The 19735-nt window shown below is 33.9% G+C and carries 15 protein-coding genes; 4 read left to right on the top strand and 11 right to left on the bottom strand.

Annotated elements, in window-relative coordinates; all coding sequences use genetic code 11:
• Positions 1 to 154 precede the first annotated feature (154 nt).
• The 3 genes from NST66_RS27710 to NST66_RS27700 are packed head-to-tail and all read right to left on the bottom strand — an operon-like array spanning position 155 to position 6077.
• Positions 155 to 3265 (bottom strand): type I restriction endonuclease subunit R, encoded by a 3111-nt coding sequence (locus NST66_RS27710; RefSeq protein ID WP_335549870.1) that lies wholly within the window; start codon positions 3263 to 3265, stop codon positions 155 to 157.
• Entirely contained in the window at positions 3266 to 4543 is a 1278-nt protein-coding gene (locus NST66_RS27705; RefSeq protein ID WP_340843810.1) for a restriction endonuclease subunit S, read from the bottom strand. It abuts the gene before it with no gap.
• Positions 4533 to 6077 carry a class I SAM-dependent DNA methyltransferase gene (locus NST66_RS27700; RefSeq protein WP_340843809.1) on the bottom strand — a complete coding sequence of 515 codons (1545 nt, stop codon included), beginning with the start codon at positions 6075 to 6077 and terminating at the stop codon, positions 4533 to 4535. The genes NST66_RS27705 and NST66_RS27700 overlap by 11 nt, the downstream gene beginning before the upstream one ends.
• 527 nt (positions 6078 to 6604) lie before the next feature.
• Here NST66_RS27700 and NST66_RS27695 point away from each other — a divergent pair.
• Positions 6605 to 7426 carry a hypothetical protein gene (locus NST66_RS27695; RefSeq protein ID WP_340843808.1) on the top strand — a complete coding sequence of 274 codons (822 nt, stop codon included), beginning with the start codon at positions 6605 to 6607 and terminating at the stop codon, positions 7424 to 7426.
• Positions 7427 to 7952: 526 nt separating this feature from the next.
• On the opposite strand, the gene NST66_RS27690 is transcribed toward NST66_RS27695, so the two are convergent.
• From NST66_RS27690 to NST66_RS27665, 6 genes are all read right to left on the bottom strand, one after another.
• Complete coding sequence (locus tag NST66_RS27690) at positions 7953 to 8972, bottom strand: DUF3231 family protein (protein WP_340843807.1); 1020 nt, start codon at positions 8970 to 8972, stop codon at positions 7953 to 7955.
• A 437-nt stretch (positions 8973 to 9409) separates the two neighbouring features.
• Positions 9410 to 9835, bottom strand: a complete 426-nt coding sequence (locus NST66_RS27685; protein WP_340843806.1) for a hypothetical protein — start codon at positions 9833 to 9835, stop codon at positions 9410 to 9412.
• A 116-nt stretch (positions 9836 to 9951) separates the two neighbouring features.
• The gene (locus tag NST66_RS27680) at positions 9952 to 10800 is read right to left on the bottom strand and encodes an STAS domain-containing protein (protein WP_340843805.1); all 849 of its coding nucleotides are present in this window, start codon (positions 10798 to 10800) and stop codon (positions 9952 to 9954) included.
• A gap of 110 nt (positions 10801 to 10910) precedes the next feature.
• Entirely contained in the window at positions 10911 to 11729 is an 819-nt protein-coding gene (locus tag NST66_RS27675) for an STAS domain-containing protein (protein ID WP_340843804.1), read from the bottom strand.
• 67 nt (positions 11730 to 11796) lie between these two features.
• The gene (locus NST66_RS27670) at positions 11797 to 12651 is read right to left on the bottom strand and encodes an STAS domain-containing protein (RefSeq protein WP_340843803.1); all 855 of its coding nucleotides are present in this window, start codon (positions 12649 to 12651) and stop codon (positions 11797 to 11799) included.
• A gap of 438 nt (positions 12652 to 13089) precedes the next feature.
• Entirely contained in the window at positions 13090 to 13329 is a 240-nt protein-coding gene (locus NST66_RS27665) for a hypothetical protein (RefSeq protein WP_340843802.1), read from the bottom strand.
• A 315-nt stretch (positions 13330 to 13644) separates the two neighbouring features.
• Between NST66_RS27665 and NST66_RS27660 the strand changes: the two genes are divergently transcribed.
• Positions 13645 to 13956, top strand: a complete 312-nt coding sequence (locus tag NST66_RS27660) for a hypothetical protein (RefSeq protein ID WP_340843801.1) — start codon at positions 13645 to 13647, stop codon at positions 13954 to 13956.
• A gap of 231 nt (positions 13957 to 14187) precedes the next feature.
• On the top strand, positions 14188 to 15024 hold the full coding sequence (locus NST66_RS27655) for an STAS domain-containing protein (protein WP_340843800.1): 837 nt from the start codon (positions 14188 to 14190) through the stop codon (positions 15022 to 15024).
• Positions 15025 to 15679: 655 nt separating this feature from the next.
• Here NST66_RS27655 and NST66_RS27650 read toward each other — a convergent pair.
• On the bottom strand, positions 15680 to 16696 hold the full coding sequence (locus NST66_RS27650; protein ID WP_340843799.1) for a DUF3231 family protein: 1017 nt from the start codon (positions 16694 to 16696) through the stop codon (positions 15680 to 15682).
• A 51-nt stretch (positions 16697 to 16747) separates the two neighbouring features.
• Positions 16748 to 17881, bottom strand: a complete 1134-nt coding sequence (locus tag NST66_RS27645; protein WP_263046296.1) for an IS4 family transposase — start codon at positions 17879 to 17881, stop codon at positions 16748 to 16750.
• Positions 17882 to 18938: 1057 nt separating this feature from the next.
• Here NST66_RS27645 and NST66_RS27640 point away from each other — a divergent pair.
• On the top strand, positions 18939 to 19637 hold the full coding sequence (locus NST66_RS27640) for an aspartate/glutamate racemase family protein (protein WP_340843798.1): 699 nt from the start codon (positions 18939 to 18941) through the stop codon (positions 19635 to 19637).
• Positions 19638 to 19735 lie beyond the last annotated feature (98 nt).

Raw genomic sequence — 19735 nt, 5'->3', positions numbered from 1 at the left:
ATTTTACCATTTTATTTCTTAATAGTCAAAATTGTATGACTAGTTTACTGGATATTTACTCCTATTCATCTTCCTTAATTTGAATTTCGTTTGATATGTACGTGTAGTTAATTATTTAATAATACAAAAAAGGAGCTATTATAAGCCCCGTTTTTTATAGCTCAAACGCCAACTGCGCAGACATCAACTCTGCTTGCTCAATAACAATTTCAATAGCATCCTTCTGAAGATCTGGTGGATAACCGTACTTTTTAAGCAGTCTTTTCACAATAACACGCATTTTTGCACGTGCTGAATCTCTCAAATTCCAGTCTATACTCATGTTCTCTTTAATTGACTGTGTAAGTTCATGTGCAATGATCTTTAGCGTATCATCACCTAATACTTGTTCGGCTGTCTCATGCGAAGATAACGCATCGTAGAAGGCAACTTCCTCTTTAATCATGCCCGTTTGCTCGCCACGTTTATACGCTGCATCCATTTCTCTTGCTAGGGCAATTAGCTCCTCGATAACTTTTGATGTTTCAAGAGTACGTTTATTATACTTGTTTAGTGCGTTATCTAGCATTTCAGAAAATTTACGTGCTTGTATTAAGTTACTACGTTGTACGCTTTTCACCTTACCGTTAATTAAACGATTTAATAACTCAACTGCTAAGTTTCTTTGTGGTAATGCACGAACGTCTTCTAAGAACTGATCAGATAAAATTGATATGTCTGGGTTTTCTAATCCAAGCTCTTTGTACACATCCACAACTTCTTCTGAAATAACTGATTTAGAAATAAGTTGATTAATTTGAGCATCCATCTGTGTTGCTGTTTTCTTTTTACTACCATCACCGATTGTTTTGACGATACTTGCTTTTACTGCTTTGAAGAAACCAATTTCATCGTTTAACTCTTCTGCTTCTGGTGTTGTTGCGCATAGAGCGTAAGCTTTTGATAATTCCGTCACGGTATTTAAGAAGCGTTTTTTCTCATCTTCTCCTAAACCAATAATGTAATCCATTGTATTTACAATTGCTTTAATACGTTGAGAAGATTTTTCCGATTTGTATCCTGAGTAATCATGCTGATAAAGCTGTTCTATAAGGATCTCATGTTTTTCAAGCATGATATTGACTGCTGCAGCTGTATCGACACCAGCTGTGTTACGATCACTATCTGTATACTGTTTAAGTGCTTGCTTTAAATTATCTGCAATACCAATGTAGTCTACAACAAGGCCACCTGGTTTATCTTTAAAGACTCGGTTTACACGTGCAATAGCTTGCATTAAGTTATGACCTTTCATAGGCTTATCAATATACATCGTATTCATAGACGGTACGTCAAAACCTGTTAACCACATATCACGTACAATAACGATTTTTAATGGATCATCATTATCTTTCATACGACGTGCTAAAAACTCACGACGCTTTTTATTACCGATAAATGGTTGCCACTCCACGGGGTCACTAGATGAACCTGTCATCACAATTTTAATAGCACCCTTATCATCATCATCTGAATGCCATTCTGGACGTAACTTCATGATTTCCTTATACAAATCAATGGCAATACGACGCGACATCACCACAACCATTGACTTACCAAACATGGCTTTTTCACGTTCCTCATAGTGATGAACAATATCTTTTGCCATCTTTTGTACACGTGATTCTGCACCTGCAATCGCCTCTAAACGAGACCATTTTGATTTCAGTTTTTCTTTAACAGATGTTTCTTGATCCTCGGTAATCTCATCATAGTCTTCGTCAATCGATAAACCTTCTGGAAGCTCTAGTGGGATAACTCGTGATTCATAGAAAATTTTTACTGTTGCTCCGTCTTCTACTGCCTGTGACATATCATATACATCAATATAATCGCCAAATACAGCAGGGGTATTTTTATCTGTTGCTTCAACAGGTGTTCCTGTAAACCCAATAAATGAGGCATTAGGTAACGCATCACGAACATACTTTGCAAAACCGTATTTCACTTCACCTTGACGATCTTTCTGATTAGAAATCGATGCGCCGAATCCATATTGAGAACGGTGCGCTTCATCTGCCATAACAATGACATTTTTACGGTCGGTTAAGCAAGGCATTTCTCCTGTATCTTCGTCTGGTGCAAATTTTTGAAGAGTAGTAAAGACGATACCACCCGACTCCACACTTAAGAGCTCTCGTAAATCATCACGTGAATCTGATTGGCTTGGTGTTTGACGCAGAATATCTTTAGACATGGAGAATGTTTTATATAGTTGATCGTCTAAATCATTACGGTCTGTTAGGACAACAAGTGTGGGATTGTTTATCGCTTTAATCAGTTTTCCAGCGTAGAATACCATCGATAGACTTTTCCCTGAACCTTGCGTATGCCAAATAACTCCGATTTTATGGTCTCCGTCTTGTGAGGTTGCTTGTAACGCTTTTTCGACAGCTTTATTTACAGCATGAAATTGGTGATACGCTGCCAAAATTTTAAACGTATCTACACCGTCTGTTTGAAACAATATGAAATTTTGGACGATGTCGAGTAAACGACTTGGTTCGAGCATACCTTTTAGCATAACGTCAAGCTGTGGCTCAGCAGAACTAGCTAATGTTTCACCATCCACGGTACGCCATTTCATAAAACGTTCTTCATTAGCAGTCAAAGAACCTGCACGCGCATTAATTCCGTCACTTGCAAGTAAAAAAGCATTGTAGCGAAATAATGTCGGAATGGTTTGCTTATATGTTTGGAGTTGATTATAGGCATCGGTAATATCAACATCTTCATTTGTTGCATTTTTAAGTTCAATGACAACAAGTGGTAGACCATTTACAAATACGATGATATCTGGACGTTTATTCGCTTGGCCTTCAATAACTGTAAACTGGTTCACTGCCATGAAGTCGTTATTCTTTGGATTTTCAAAATCAAATACATAAACAGATACGGTTGGATTATAGCCGTCTTTACCCTGTGTTTGAATTTCAATTCCATCTGTCACAAGCTTATGAAATTGCTTGTTATTTAAAACGACATTGGGAGAAGCATTTGCAACTATCTTTTGAATCGCTTCTTCAACGACTTTTCGCTCTATTGTTGGATTAATCTTTTGTAATGATTTACGTAACCGATCAATTAATACCACATCATGAAAGCTTTCGCGTTGTGCATAATCACCATCTGGTGCAATTTCAGGACCTTCTACTACTTCATAACCTATTTCTTCTATCCATTCTAGCGCAGCTATTTCCAATTCAGATTCATTATATTTAAACACTTACCTTACCCCCAATTCGTCAGGAATTTCAATCTTTCCTGATAAAAGTTGGGGAGTAAGAATATCACGGAGGTCAGAGAGCCTTTGGTTTTCAAGTTGTATTTCCTTAATTTGTTTGAATAAAGGTTTTATTGTAAGTTCAAAATCATTTAATACTTTGCCATTTGGAATCAAGAAGGGCATATTTTTAATTATTTTTGAATTTACTGCTTTTGCTATAGAAGATGTATTTCCTAGAGATTCATAGTTGAACGATTTTAAATATAAGTAAGTATATTCAGGACTAATGCCATTTTCAACTTGATTAAAATGAGCAATTGCTTCATTAGTTGTCATTTCACTACTAGCTAATGCCACACGTCCAACAGTTAATTTAAAACTTAGCAATACAGTATTTTTTTTGGCCATTTTAATATTATATTTATCAATAGCTTCAGGTACCAAGTATTCTTTGGAGTTCAAGACAAAAGGTTTTTGTTCTTTTAAATCGGCAATAGAAACCCAAGTCATTCCATTCTTTAAGGAGAACATCCCAGTATCTTTTCTTGATGGAGTTTTACCAATATTAATATCAAATACCTCATTCGCCTTTTTAACAATAAACTCTTTGGGGATCTCTCCTACGTCGCTTTCCAGCATTTCTCCTCCACTTGACTTATAGGGTTCTCCCTGTTCATTTGGAAACTCAAAATCTATAAACCAATGTTTAAATAAAGTTTGAGAAAGCTGTTCTAAGTTTTCAATTATCTCTTTGTTATTCCACACTTTCGAGTCTATAGAATAAAGCATTTCTACAATTCGATTTTGATCTTCCATTTTAGGGATTGATATTTCAATATCCGATAATATTTTTGTATTAATAGAGGGCATAGTAGCCCCCACAGCAATTGATTTGATGTATTCTTTAAATTCATATGTTCCAAATAAATATGATAAGTACTTAGGATTTACATCATCTTTATCAATTACTCGTACTCGCAAACAACGACCTGAAAATAACCATCCATCCTCTTCATCACTAACTAAGGCTCTTCTATCCACAGAACCTACACGACTAAAAACTATATCATCCTTCTCTAGCTTATATTTTTGTAAACGTATATAATCTTTTTCGCTAACACCTGGTAAATTTTCATGAATAATGTAGTTATTTCCCAAATGCTCTACGGTAATAATAGGGATACCATCTTCTATATAATCTTTCTTGTGTAGTTGACTTCCAAATGGACCAGTTTGAATACTTGCTACTTCTGCAAGTTTTACTTTTCTAAATTCCATATCCGATCCTCCCTAACGCTTGACGAACTTGGCCTTCTAGCTCTTTTGATTTCGCATATTGTTCGGATAATTGATTAGTTAAACGTGTCATTTTTTCTTCAAACGGTTCACCATCATCCTCTTGTGCTGCTAAACCAACATAGCGTCCAGGTGTTAAAATATGGTCGTTTTTGCGTATTTCATCAATCATCGCTTCTTTACAAAAACCAAGTTCATCGGCATATTCTTGATTATTAGTACCACGCCATGCATGAAATTTATCTGCTATTTTTTTAATATCTACTTCACTAAATTCCTTATGTGTACGATCTGCCATAAAGCCAAGATTACGAGCGTCGATAAATAAAACTTTATTATTGCGTTCGCGCTTACCAGCTTTCATTTTATTTTTCGAAACAAACCATAGGCAAACAGGAATTTGAGTTGAATAGAATAACTGTCCTGGTAGTGTCACAATACATTCTACTAAGTCATTTTCGATTAAATTTTTACGGATTTCTCCCTCACCGCCAGCATTTGAAGACATAGAACCATTTGCTAATACAAATCCTGCTGTACCTGCTGGTGCTAACTTAGAAATCATATGCTGTACCCATGCATAATTGGCGTTCCCTTTTGGTGGAATACCATACTGCCAACGAACATCATCTGTTAATTTTTCACCACCCCAATCACTAATATTAAATGGTGGATTGGCTAAAATATAGTCAGCTTTTAATCCTTTATGTAAATCATTGTGAAATGTATCTGCATTATGTTCACCCAAGTTGCCATCTATTCCTCGAATGGCTAAGTTCATTTTACAAAGTTTCCATGTTGTTGGATTCGATTCTTGACCATAAATAGATAAATTATCAATGCGTCCCTGATGTTCCTTTACAAATTTTGATGATTGAACAAACATACCACCTGAACCACATGCGGGATCATATACCCGACCTTTATAAGGTTCTAACATTTCAACAAGTAATTGTACAATAGAGGAAGGCGTATAGAACTCTCCACCATTTTTCCCTTCTGCACTTGCAAATTTACTTAGGAAGTACTCATATACCCGACCTAAAATATCTTTTGAACGACTTTCCTCATCACCGACTTTAAACGAGAATAAATCGATTGTTTCACCAAGGCGTGTTTTATCCAATTCTGGACGTGCAAATGCTTTAGGTAATACACCAATAAGTGAAGGGTTTTCTTTCTCGATGACAACCATTGCAGCATCAATTAATTGTCCAATCTCAGGCTTTCTTGCATTGTTCTTGATAAATGTCCAACGTGCTTCTTGGGGAACAAAGAAAATATTCTCAGCAATATATTCGTCTCTATCTTCCTCATCTGCCCATTCATCTTCTTTTAACTCTTTATATTTTTCTTCAAACGCATCTGATACATATTTTAAAAACAATAAACCTAACACAACGTTCTTATATTCACCCGAATCCATTGATCCACGTAGTTTGTCTGCCATTTGCCATAGTTTTTCTTCAAATCCTAAATTTGCTGTAGCCACTATGTTGCCTCCTCTATAATCCATAAGTCATACTAGTAAAATTTAAATGAACAATTATTCTACCATGACTATTATAACAGTTATAATTAAAAATAAGATGACTACATCTAATAAAAAGCTTATAACATACTATGTATTTTTTATTAGTGCTTTTATAAAGTTTATTATGAGATATGACAAGAATATTTTATTAGATATACTTTTATCTATAGAAAAAGGAAGTTTTTGTCTTGATAAATAAAAGCCTCTTGTTGACGAGTTTTTTCTATTTTTACACTCCTTTTGTGTTTCTCTTCCTCTTGTCAATCAAAAACCGTTCGTAAATGTATATGACTTTAAAAGGTCGTTCGTAATTTATTTTTTAACTTAAACGAACGACGAAAATAATAAATTTCTTATATAAAAGAACTGTCCGTAAAAGTATACTTTATTGAACGCTTTTCGCTCATAGAATTAATTGGACAAGGTTGATTTGTAAAATACGGGACCATTTTCAAGGGTTTTCCAGATACCCTATAGAATCCTTTTCTAGAACTTTAAAGGAAGAGGACGTGAAAATTAAAATGAGTAAGACAATCTTAGATAAAGGATTAGATTATGTTTTAGAAAATGGGAATGAGTTAGAAAGATGGAATGCAAAAAGAATTTCGAATGTAAATGAAGAGCTTCCACTTAATTGGGCAGCAAAACAGAATCAAGATGGTGGATGGAATAGTAAAGAATTTAAAAGCGCTGTTTCTAACATGGGAACTACTAGTGTAACTCTTATGAGGTTAATATTCTTTAAGCTACAAGACCTGTATGAAGTTAAAAAGACAGTAGATTTTCTATGGAGTTCGCAACAAGAAGATGGACGTTGGGGTGAGAATCCAGATCAATATAAAGATGATCCACCAGAATGGAACAAACCAGGTGATTTAAAGGTAGAAATATGGGAAACAGCGAATAATTTAGCCTCTCTAAGTAATCTTGGTTATACAAAAGATTCTAGAGTTATTAGAGGTATTCAATGGGTTGAGTCACATAAAACAGCATCAGGTCAATTTCCAGGATATATTCACGCGACTCACGCAATGGCAGCAGTGAAATTTTCACAAAAAGATTACAAATCTAGTGAGAAGTATATGGAGCAATCCTATCAATTTTTACATCAAAACAAACATAAAGATTGGTTCGATGTAATGGATTTAACATGGCCTCTAATACTATGGTCAAATGCTCAAATATCTCCAAAGCACCCTGTTGTAAATTCTTATTTCTCTGAACTTATTTCTAAAAGAAGTGAAGATGGCATTTGGAAAAGTATTTATCCAAATTGCGATGCTCAATACACGATAGAAGCCATATCCTTATTACAAAACTATAGAATATAAAGTATCAAACAAATTTATATTTCAAAACAAAGAACCTGTTTAAAGTTTGCGACAGGTAACTTTTTTGTTTTTAAGTTATATATCGTTAACAAAAAAAGAAAGCTACCCCATCGTTGCAGGACGGATAGCTTTTAGGGAATTTGTATGCTTCAATTCATAAAAAAGTCTGAATAATTGTACAACAAATTTATTAAAAAAGCAATATAGGACAACCTTGAGCATATGAATAAAACGTGCACTTTTTATTCATCTATTTGTCACTCAGCCCGAGGCCAAACGTTGATAAATCAAGGATGTATAAAAAGCTGCATAAAACAGAAACACACTCTATTGAGGACCCTTACGGCCACAAGGGTTCTTTTTTGTGGTGTGTTCCGGAAAGAGTGATTATGTAAACTAGATCTGTATATTATATACAGGTTGAAAACAGAAAAACTCCCCCAATGCGTTAAGGAAGTTTTCTGTGTAAAATTCGAATAAGAAAGTCCGTAGATGCCTCACGGCGTCTTGGGTAGTTTGTTCAAAGTTAGGATTGATTATTCTTATTTGCAAGCTCTTTTCTATCAGAAGCTAATGGAGGCTGTTCTAGCCATTTGTTTTTAATCATGATATTGGCTCCATCTTCTGAATACATCTGTACTTGCACGGACATTTTGTTATACATGACTCCTAAATCTATTCTAGGACTTTGAGCTATACCAGTACCATAGAAACCTATACCTAACACATTTAAGGTAGAAACATAATACATCATTAATTTTTCTGAGAAGACGTGACTTGTCACATTTGTTACCTCTGCAGCCCATGATACAGCGATAGGAATATCACTTTCTGCTAATTTTTCACTAAACAATTGAACATGTTTTTTAGCAATTTCAATGCCCTTAATAAAGAATTGTGTAACATCCTTTGACTTGGCTACTTGACTAAAACCCATTAGAGTAGCAATACCTAACGCATTTCTTTTCGTATTTGCATAAAGATTACTTGCTTCTATTGCTGTAAGAGGTCTTTTTTCTCCAAAAAGGTCCCATATAAAGCTTTGCTTCTCAACAAGATCAACATGATCTAAATTGGGGAAATAAGGAGATCTGACATATAGCCCTTTTGTTAATAATGTATCCTTGGACATTTCAAATAAGGTCATGGTATCTACTAGGCATGACTTGTAATAATCTGTAATATCTTTTCTTACTGTTGAAGATAAACTAGCCGCATAGCTTGTTAGGCCAATCTTGGACATTTGATGAATGAATTGTAATACATATGTATCTGAATAAAGTCTGGGCGCCGTTAAATTAACATCATCTTCGACCTTAAATCCTTGGGGAAGCGTATGTTTCTCTTCAGTCAGTATGTTAGCTATTTCTTGTATATGTCTACTAGATAATTGTGCAGCATATTCAATGATAGGTTGGATTTCCTCATCTTCTACTTTTTCTAAAAAATAAAGTAATATACACTGACTAGCACTGTCACTTAAGTATTGAGCCCACAATTGAGCGATTTCTGCTGAGGTAAGCCTAATCTGATTTTTCTCTTTCACTTAACTTCCTCCATACTCTAATAATTTGTATTATTTTCTCCAATAAATTTTTTCCTATGAATAAACATGAGGATAAGTAGAGTATTTTAATGGATGGAATATTATTGGAACTTTTATTAGTTATTTAATGGCGTATTTTATTATTTATAGCTATTATCGAAGTTTTGTAAAGCATAGTATCTTAAAGAATTAAGCTTTTCTTTATATAAATATAAAGGCCTCATATCTATTTGAAGCCCTTTCTGTTTTATTTCCTAGAAGGTACATTATGTTAACTAACCTTATATATTCTATAAAACAAAAAAACGGAAAAAACTATTGCTCCTGCACAGTAGTTTTCCTAGTCGTTGAAATATAGATGTTATGTTGATAATGCTCTATTGCATCTTGAGTAGTTTGCTCAATATAGAGAAAATCATGTACAGTAAAACAAAAAATTAGTGTTTTTTTATACTTATTATTTGAGCAACTTTATTTAATTGTTTTTCTGTTTTCTCTAAACGTTTTTGAGTATTTACTAAAGATTTTAGAACAGATAAAGATGGAACAGTTTGAACTTTAATACTTTTGACTTCAGTACATACCAGATGACCTATACTATCTTTCCATTGGATCTTGCATCTGAAATTTCCAAATAACTTGTTCCTTGTTTGTAATCTTAGACGTTCGGTTATAGGAGTAGAACTAGCATTCCGTGACAGCATTAATATGACTTTAGTTAGGTCTTCTTTATGAATGATATTCCATATATTGGACGTGTGATGGAAATATAAGTGAGTGATGTTTGAAGAATTTAGAATGGTACCCTCTTGATTAATTTGAAAGTAAGGAACAGGAGCCCATTTACATACATTCCTATCCATTTTATACCTCCTCTAACTTGAGCGATAAATTTATCTCATTACCTATAGTATATCGATACATTTCACATATTCCTATATAAAAAGCCAAGGAAACCCCTTGGCTTTTTGACTGTTTTTTACTCAACGGTTATTTTGACATCTGATTCTAATGCTTGCTCAAGATTTGATTTAATTCTTATGTTTTCAAATGAAAGACCAAGTTGAATGGCCGTTTGAGCAACTTCTGGTCGTATGCCCGATAATGTACACTTAATACCCAATAAATTAAGCGTATCAATTAATTGAAAGATTTGATGAGCCACCATTGTATCCACCATCACGACTCCTGATAAGTCAATATAGAGATAAGCAATGTGTTTCTCAGCACACTGTTGTAACGTACTTTCTAAAATCATCTTTGCTCTTGCTGTATCAATATCTCCGACTAATGGTAAAAGGGCTACATCTTTTTTAATTACAATTACAGGAGAACTTAATTCGTGAATCATTTCTTGATGTGCTTTTAATTGCATACGAGATGTTTGTTCAGCTGCTGTGACAAATTTTAAAATGGTAATATCAAAAATTCGAATGATATGCTGTTCCCATGCATCTATTAATGTAGGTTCAATATGACCTTCATACGTGGTTACAAATTCATCTATAGAATCGCAATATTGCTTTCGAACACGCATAAACTCTTTGATAATAGACGCAAGGGGTGTTCTTGTATGCTCATTATCTTTTGCGATTTTATTAATCCATACTTCAAATTCTTCAAAAAAAGTTTTTTCATCTTCTATGAATACATTACAAACATATACATGAAACTCATAATTTTGTTCTTTTAATGTTTGAATAACTTTAGAGTCAGTAGAAGCATAAACCCCTATAGCGCTGTTTTTATCTAATGAATCGTACCATTCTTCTGTTAGTCGTTTGGCATTGTTTAGTAAAAAGGTACGTAACTGTTCATTTTTATTCACCTGTATTTTTCACTCCTAGCTAAAAACTCATTTTACTCCAGTTATTTATTGTACTACTAATCGTTTTAAATTGACGATTAAGGTACGAGCAAGTTCATAAACTTAATTTCCTAGCTTTTTTGAGTTTCTATCGCCTGTTTAACCGTTGCATAGGTTTTAATAGATGAGAAATTGATTCCATTTCTAACAACAGTTTGGGCAAGTTCAGGTCGTATACCAGTCATCACTACCTCAATACCTTGTAGACGAAGAACACTGTAGATATCAAAGAGATAACGTTCAGCTATAGTGTCTATATTCAAAATACCTGAGAAATCAACAATTAGATACTCTACCTTCATTTTAATAATTTTCAAGATAACATTCTCCAAGATATATTCAGCTCTTTCTGAATCAATAGAGCCAATTAGTGGGAGAACGGCAATTCCATCTTGGATGGGTACGACAGGAACAGATAGTTTCAATACCTCTTGTTGTGCCTTTTTTACCATTTCATCTTTTACTTGTTCAAACACTGTAACCGTTTCGCTGATGCTTATATCCAGCAAATAGTTAAATCGTTTATTAATAAATACAACTTCTTCTGAAGAAAGTCCGTGCTTTATACTTATTTCAGTAAGGCGATCGATAAAGACTAGGCGAGTAGGAGGATAGCGTGTAATAATAATAGAAATTCTATCCCCTTGAGATGCTGTACGCTTACCATTGGTCTTACTCCATTCAACAAGTCCTTCAGGTACGTTGTTTTCACTGCTAAGGAGACTTTTGCCTAAAAACCTAATAAATTCAGTATAGACGATAATTGCTTGTTCAAGTTCCTCCTTTAGAGCTTCAAAATTAGGGCTCTGAGAAATTTCTTGAACAATTTCATTTGCTAACATTTCTGCGTTATTATCTAAGTACTTAGCAACGCCTATAATCCCTTTCAATAGTTGCCACTTCCTCATCTTCTTATTCATGAATACGTTTAGTTAGTCATTTTATCTCTTGCTTTCTCTATTTATTGTTTTTGACACGAATAAGTAGATCTTCTATCGCCTTTTGTAAACTGGACTTTATAGTCAAACTACTAAAATCAATACCAATACTTACAATGGTCTGTGCAACTTCCGGACGAATTCCTGTTAGAATTGTTTCTACACCAAGCAGCTTTAACGAGTCTACCACTTTGAAAATTTGATCTGCTACCATGGTATCTATAATATAAACACCCGATAAATCCACTATTAAACGTTGAAGCTGCAGTCTGTTCGCTGATTTCAACGCTTCCTCCATTAGATAATTGGCTCTTTCCGTATCTATATTTCCAATGAGAGGCAAAATAGCCATCCCTTTGGCTAAAGGTACAACTGGGACCGATAATTCAAGAAATGCACTTTGTGCACGTTCAAGGGTTAATTGATAGAAATGCATATAACTTAAACTAAAGGAATAAGCAGCATGATCGAGAAGAGGATCAATTATTCTACCGACTTCAAATACTGTATCTATTGATAGATTATTTTCCTTTATTACTTCCTTCAATTTCTTCCATAAGAAAGTCCGATAATACTTTGTATCTTTTAACGCTTCATCCAATGGTACCTTCAAATTGCAAAACATTCCCCCTGTTTCTTTTCCCCATTGTGTAAATTTTTGGAGTGCTGTTTCTTCATCCAGATGATCCCTAAGAACTTCACCAAATAGACTTATAAAGTGAGCTCGGATATTAATAAGTTCCCCTTCAAAAGGAGCCAATTGTTTTTTTTCTTCTTCTGTAATATCAATTATTCTATTTTCATGTACTTCATTCGCGATTTCAAATCTATATTCTAAGATTTTATCTCCTAAAAATCCTATTTCATCTTTCATGATTTCCTCCGAAAAGCCTGTTGAGGCTATTAGTTAGTTTTTATATTAATTATACCACCACGTGTCAAAATACTTATTTTTTTGTTAATTTCTTAGTATAAAGTTCTCTACTCTCACCTTTATGACTTATTAAACAATTTGTTACAAATGGTAAAGAATAAAAATCGAATTCGCCTTTTATTAGATGGTTAATCCAATAAACGGAAAGTGTGCATACCCTATATATCCTAAAACAAAAAAACTACTGATTCTGTTTCAGCAGTTTTTCTAGAAGTTATAATATAGACATTAATCTGATGCCCTATTGCAACTTAAATAGATTTCTTCTGTCCTTCAAATTAAACTAATAGAGAGAAAAATAACTTTGAATTAAATTCCTTATCCTTTTACCCTTTTACTACCTAGAATTCCTCTTATGTAAACTTTAAAAGTAGCTTATTACTCAGTGACTTTTTTTTCCACAGTACTTATTATTCTATCCAAAGCTATAGACGTAGTCTCCATATCCGGAAAATGTTCAATATAACCTGTTTCAACATTTTTCACTTGAAAATTCTTTAGTTCTTTAGAATAACTGAGAGAAAAGGTATTATTTTTAATACAAATGGTATGAGTGATTTCACTATCTTCATACTGTACTAAAGTTTCTAACATTTCTTTGATTTTAATTATGGTCATTTATCACCAAACCCTTCCTCACTATTTAACGAAATTTTACAAATTGAAGTTTAATCTATTTTAACATAGGGTATACAAATAAGTTGTTATCTCCAATAATTGAAATAAAGATTTCAATTATGAAATAAATTTGTAAATAAATCAATAAAATGTAATTTCTTATTGAGGTTAGGCGCTATATGGCGAATGCAATATAGTTAGGAACTACAGAAATATATAGTATAAAAGATGTAAATGAAATTTATATTTTAGGGGTAAAGATACAACAAATCCTATTTAAAAATGATATTTTGGGGAGGTAGGAGGTATCTGAAATTGAATAGTGCATCTAGATTTAAAATGCAAATTTATAGTCCTATATGGGGACAAAATGACCTTTATCAGTTTATAAAAACAAAAGATGGTTGGAAGTTTGAAAACTATAGATGTAAGGGTGAAGTGGATAGAGGTGGTAATCCTTTATTCTATAAAGCACTGACTTCTGAATCTATTTCCTATCCTGATTATGTAGAAGGTTACATTTCTATTGCTTGGGAGAATGTTGACACGTTAAATAAAGAACAAGTTCAGAACATTTTTGATGAACTATCTGAATGGATTTCAGCCAGTGAAAATAACCTCTATTGAGCCTTTATCATGTTGAAAACAATGGGCATTACCATGGGTATATCCAGGTTTAAAGATTCATTATAAAAGCTCTATTGGTTTTTATCTAAAAACATATCTAATGTCGTTAGTACATAGAAAGAAGACGTTCGTTTATATACAAAGACTGAAAATAAAAATTGATAATAATTTATTTAGGGATACTAACTAAGGATAACGATAATCAATAAACAAATAAGGGGCGTATTCAAAATGGAAACTATTTATAACCAGAGAGAGAAAATGACCGATTTTATTAGAGACAACAAACAGAATTTCCAGGATAAACTCTTATCTGAGGCGGTTAACGTTGCCTCTAAGATTAATGACATTTTAGAAACTGGAAATATTGATCTTTTAAAAAATGCTCAAAAGCTAGCTCTATATGTAGTGGAGCAAAAGGAAGAACAACTCGTTGCTTTCGCTCAGCAAGAAGGGATAGCCTGGGCCGAGCACTCCTTAACTCTTGCTTTCAAACTAGAATGGGTACAGGCCATTAGGCGAACGTTATGGCATTTTCTCTATCAATATGATCGAATAAATAACCATTTTATTGATCGTGAAGAATTTTATGCCTTAGAGAAGCGTATTAATGATCGGATTGATCAATTTCTTAACACTTTTATCATTAGTTATTCCAAGTATAAAGATGAATTAATTGCCTCCCAGAGGGACTTAGTTGAAAATCTATCGGTGCCCATTATACCACTTAGCCAATCTGTAGCTGTACTACCGTTAATCGGAATGATTGACATCCATCGTATCCAAACGATTGAGGAGAAAGTGTTGATGGGCATCTCAGATTTAAAGATTGAAACATTAATTATAGACCTGTCTGGAATTGCTAACATGGAAATGCATGTTATTGATCATTTTCAGAAAGTGTTAACTGGAATTTCAATGATGGGATGTGAAGCTATTCTTACAGGCCTACGTGCTGATCTAGTTAGGACAATGATTCACTCAGGAATCTCCTTTGAGGATAAGGCAGAAGCCAAAGGGACGTTACAGCAAACATTAAAGGAATATCTAGTACAGAACCGACTGTAGGAGGAATGGAGAAGTTTCCTCTACACGAGGAAATACAGATGAGTTTGTGAAAATACATTCGTATGCAAAAAGCTCTCTAATAGATGAGGATTAGAGAGCTTTTTTATGCTGATGATAAGTTGCTATTTACTTATTCAATTTTAAAGGATCTTTCAATCTTAATACTTTATCCATGTCATTGAAAATAAAACATGAAATATGATTATTTTTTATAAAATTTATTTTATTTTCCTAATAATTGAGAATTATTTCACATTTTTTATTTTATAACTCCCCTTTTTTAAAAATCTTACTTATATTTATATTTGCTGATATGCTTTCTTTTCATATGAGAATGTCTATAAATCACATTATGGGTAGCTAAAGATATATACGATATACAGCTTAAAAAACAGAAAAAACTCCTGTCGTTGGCCAGGAGTTTTTTCTGTAACGTATCAACGTATTAAAAGCGATACCTCACGTATCTTGAGTAGTTTTCTCAAAGTTCAAAAGTTATTCATTTTATGATTATGAAATAAAAGGAAAGCAACATGACTTTAATACAAAAGACATGTTGCTTTTAAGATTCCAATCCTATTGACTTTTTCACCCTTTTAATCAAAGAATAAACATAAATATACGGATAAAAAGACAATCAGGTTTTTTATACCACTTATGATTCTTTTTTTCTAGCTAGTTTCTCACGGTCCTTTGTTCCCGGTGGTTGTTCAAGCCAATTATGCTTAATCATAATGTCAGCACCAGTTTTTGCATATCGGGCAATTTCTAGTGATAATCGTTCATAATCGATGGCTAAATCGTTTCTTTGACTGGCAGCCGCCGCAGTTGCATAGTTTCCTGTACCAGCAGCACTTAATAGGGACATATGAAACATCATTAACTTATCTGAAAATGTTTTGGTAGTTGAATTGCTCACACTAACGTCAGGTAATCGAGGGGTGGCAAGATCGTTTTCAAGCAAGATATTAGCAAAGATTTGGATGTGTTTGTTCGATATGTCTTTTCCTCGTAACATAAAGTCTTGGACTTCTTTAGATGAAGAAGTTTGTGCAAAGCCAATAGAAAGTTTAATCCCCATCGAATTTGTTAGCACGTTCATATATAAATGCGAAATTTCTACGGCGTTTAATGGGCGTTTGTTTTTAAATGGATTTAATCCACTTAAATATTTTTTGCTATCAACATAATCTGCTTCTTTTGGAACTTCAATATAAGGATGTCTGGAATGTATCCCTTTTGAAACGGCAATTTCAGTAGTCTGATTATAAAGGGTAGATGCTTCTACTAATCCTTTTGTATAGAAATTTCTAATATCTTCTCTTGCACTCATGGAAACAAATCCACTATAAGCTAGCATTCCAACCTTCGCCATATGATTTACATACGTTAAACAAAATACATCGGAAAAAAGCCAAGGAGCTTCCATATTTACGTCTTGTTCGGTAAAACCGTGAGGAACTGCATACTGTTCTTGCTCAAAAATGGTAAGTAAGTGATCCAAATGACCAACCGCAATATCATAAGCAAATTGAATAGCAGGTCGGATATCCGAATCATTCAAATGTTTAAGCATATAACCTAAAATATATTTAGACATACTATCATTCATATAAGAAGTCCAAAGACAACCAATTTCAGCCGATGTTAAATAGATTTTCTTTTCATTCACCCTATTGGCCTCCTAGAGATATATCAGATCACACGTGTTGATTAACCAAAATCATCCAGAAACTCCTTCGTATAGTTTTTGATAGAATTCAAGTGTTTCATAGATGGCTATTCGCCATTCTAAAGGCAGGGTAGCGCAAAGAAACAGACGTGTGAACCCTGCAAATGATAAGGGTTTTCGTGTGTTTTTCTTGCTACCTTGTATATGTAAAAACTTTAGTAAAACGTAGGCGATGAGTGCGGTGAACAACTGATTGAACACGGCGTTTGGTGTTGTACCGAATAAAATCGGTACATTTAAGTTTTGTTTGATCCAGCGAAAGAACGATTCAATGGCCCAGCGTGCTTTATACATGTCGGCAATTTCTTCTGCCGTGACGTTCATCAAGCTTGTCACAACGCGTATCTCCTTACCGTCATGATCGGTAAATTGCACGACACGCTGGCGTGTCTTTGTCTGTTTTTGTGGGGTACCAAGGATACACGTAAAATCGCCGGTCACATTCGAATCCTTTTTACGTGTACCTTTCAGCGCTTTTTTGCGATTTAACTGGATATTCTCTTTTAAGCGAATGACAAAATGTTGTTTTTCTTTCTCTGTCACGTAGCGATCGACTTTTTCAATGGAAAAATAGGCACGGTCGCCTATGAAGATAAAGCGTTTATCCTCAAGGCATGTACCAACGGGTCCGTCATGTTTTAATCCGGTTGTTTCGACAACTTGAAGAGGCATCGCAGTTTCGTTGGTGAAGCTAACATGCAGTTTAATGCCCGCGCGTTCGCCGTGATAAACTGCCCATGGTAGGCGTGTCTTCCCGACTGTTACCGTTGTCGAATCCACTGCCATCGGTATTTTTTTCATCTTGAGGGTGCGACGAGTAGCTCGGTTGAGCTTCCCGACAATGACTTCAAAAATACGTTTCATAATGGCGTAATTAAGAGCCTTCATGTGCTTGGAAAGCGAAGAATGGTCAATGGAAACGAGTCCAACACTTGGCCCAACATCGGCTGCGTGACGTAAGCTTTTCCATTCGTTTGTCGCTGCACCAATTAAATAAGAAATAAGCGTTGACACGGTACATTTTCGGGCTGTGTCAACAAAACCAAACTCGGCTAGAATCGCTTGAAGTTCAGCTTCAGAAAGAAAGTTTTGAATGAGATGTGGAGACGTGGTATTCTTATTCATGAGAGATTCCTCTTTTCGTAAATGTTGGTGTGGTAACTTACATTTTACATGAGAATCTCTCTTTTTTATTTGGTTTTATTGGAATAAATTAGATAATCAACAGGCGTGATATCAGATAAATATATTTTTTACAAAAAGTAAAGAAATATGAATAATGCAAAGAATTAATAGTCGATTTCATATTTGAAGGAATCCTATGTTATTATGTTCCACTTACTTAACATTACCTATAATTCCTATTTCATTAACTAAGTTTGTATATTATATACAGCTTAAAAAGAGAAAAAACTACTGGCATAGCCAATCAGTAGTTTTCTCTAGTCGTTAAAATATAGATGTCAAATTGATGCTCTATTGCATCTTAAGTATTTTGCTTAAGACATAAAATTTTATTTATCTATCCTTTGGAAAAAGTTTATTTTCTACATATTTTATTACAATTGGATTGATCTACTCCTCGACGCTCAAAATAAGGAATGTATTGTTGGAGTTAATATGATGATCCATACTTTCAGTACCTATTGGTATATTATTTGGACTAGCTGTAAGGACGATAATTCTCTGTAAGATAAAGAACACAAGCGACAATAATTGAACACTGAATAATTTTTATTCTCACACTAATAATAATTATAGTGTTAGCTTCTAACACTATAATTCAATGTGGAGGGGAAAATCTTGAATAATTTTATTAGCTTATTCTCAGGCGTAATAACTTTAGTCATTAGAGCTACATTCTTAATTAGAAAAACGAATCATAGGTTAACATCCTTATTAAGAATGTCATCTTTAGCATAAGCATTAATTATTCTATAGGTTATCGTCTATTTTCACATTGTTAGGAAAAAGGTGAGCATAATAGTTATGCTCACCTTTTTAGGCTAATCAGTACTTCCCGAAACAATTTGTATATAAACTTTGCGAATTGCTAATGTTATTGCACCAGTGAAGTAATTGATTTCCGATAAAATCCATTATGGTAACTACGATTGTATATGATGCTAACGCTGAAAAAGCTTGATTTGTGGTAATATTTTCTATAAAGGGGGTTGGGAAAATGAAAACAATAGGTTTATTAGGCGGGATGAGTTGGGAATCATCAGCTGAGTACTACAGAATTATCAATCAAACAGTAAATAGAAAGTTAGGAGAACATCACTCTGCTAAAAGTGTGATGTATTCTGTGGACTTTGAAGAAATAAAAAAATTACAACACGATAATAGATGGGATGAAGCAACAGAATTAATGATTAAAGGAGCTCAATATATTGAAAAAGGTGGAGCTGACTTTTTAGTGATCTGTACAAATACTATGCATAAGATGGCAAATGATATTCAGAATGAGATTAGTATTCCTATTTTACATATTGCAGATGCTACAGCCAAGAGAATAAAAGATCAGGGTATTAGTAGAGTTGGGTTGCTTGGAACAAAGTTTACGATGGAAGAGGACTTTTATAAAGGTCGACTTATAGCTAACCATAATCTTAAAGTTAATATTCCAGGTGAAAAAGAGCGTCAAATTGTACATGATATTATTTATAAAGAATTATGCTTAGGGAAGATTAACTTAAATTCCAAAAGTGCATATCAAAAGATTATAAATGGTTTAATTAACGATGGAATAGAAGGAGCTATATTAGGTTGCACTGAAATTTCTCTATTAATTAATCAGAACGATACCTCGCTCCCTATCTTTGATACAACAGAAATACACGCACAAACCGCAGTTGATTGGGCGTTAGAGATATCCTAAAAAAATCAACAGATAAAAATAGACTCACTGCCGTATGCTTCAGAAAAAAGCCTTCCTAGAAGCCGTTTTATGTAAACAAGAAACGTAGGGAATATAAA

This window comes from Priestia sp. FSL W8-0524 (genome assembly GCF_038005965.1).
Taxonomy (GTDB): Bacteria; Bacillota; Bacilli; order Bacillales; family Bacillaceae_H; genus Priestia; species Priestia zanthoxyli.
This window is presented reverse-complemented; position numbering and strand designations above follow the sequence as displayed.